The organism is Syntrophomonas sp. UBA1041, assembly GCF_002316705.1.
GTDB lineage: Bacteria > Bacillota > Syntrophomonadia > Syntrophomonadales > Syntrophomonadaceae > DTU019.
This window is the reverse complement of the sequence record NZ_DCEA01000062.1, coordinates 1-764: the sequence shown is the minus strand read 5'-3', so window position 1 is coordinate 764 and position 764 is coordinate 1. Positions and strand designations below refer to the sequence as shown.

The 764-nt window shown below is 45.0% G+C and carries 1 protein-coding gene; it reads left to right on the top strand.

Going from position 1 to position 764, the window contains the following annotated elements; translation table 11 throughout:
* Positions 1-48: 48 nt before the first annotated feature.
* Positions 49-764: glycosyltransferase (locus tag B2633_RS08790; RefSeq protein ID WP_483170249.1), on the top strand; the 716-nt coding region annotated here is incomplete at its 3' end.

The window sequence follows — 764 nt, the reverse complement described above, 5'->3', positions numbered from 1 at the left end:
ATTGATGTTGCAGTGGGAAACAAAGCAGATATACCTTATGCAGATAACATGATTTTGCTTCCTTTGCGAAAGAGCTTGCTGGTATCGAATAATTTGCGTGCTGTTTATTTCCTTAGACAGCTATTGGCGGAAAAGCAATACGATATTATCAGTGCTCATACCACCCTGGCCGGGGCAGTTGTTCGGCTTGCCGTGCAATTATCAGGTAGGTGTCATGCGAAAATGGTATATACTTCTCATGGCTATTTCTTCAGTGACGAACATATGCTGTCAAATTTGCCTTATCTATGGGTGGAGAAGCTGCTTGCGCCTGTCACAGATGTATTGATGGTCATGAACAAAATGGATTACGAACTAGCCAACCGGTACAGGCTGAGCAAGAATATTATATTGATCCCGGGTATGGGTCTGGATACTGCAAAATTCGCCAAGATGGATCCAAGTGATAAAAAAAATCTAAAAGTATCCGCCGATTATTATCCGGATGATTTTCTCATCCTTTATGCGGCCGAAATGAGCAAGCGGAAAAACCAGGGTGAATTGATCCGGGCCTTTGCGGCTGCTGCAGCCCGGGAATCGACGATAAAACTATTGCTGGCCGGCGCCGGCCAGTTGGAAAATGAATATAGGGAGCTAGCCAGGGAATCCGGCTACGGGGAACGTATCTTTTTTCTAGGACATGTCACCGATATGGATTCTTTATATAGAATGTGTGATCTTGCGGTTTCAACCAGCCGCAGCGAAGGGCTGCCGTTTAATGTAAT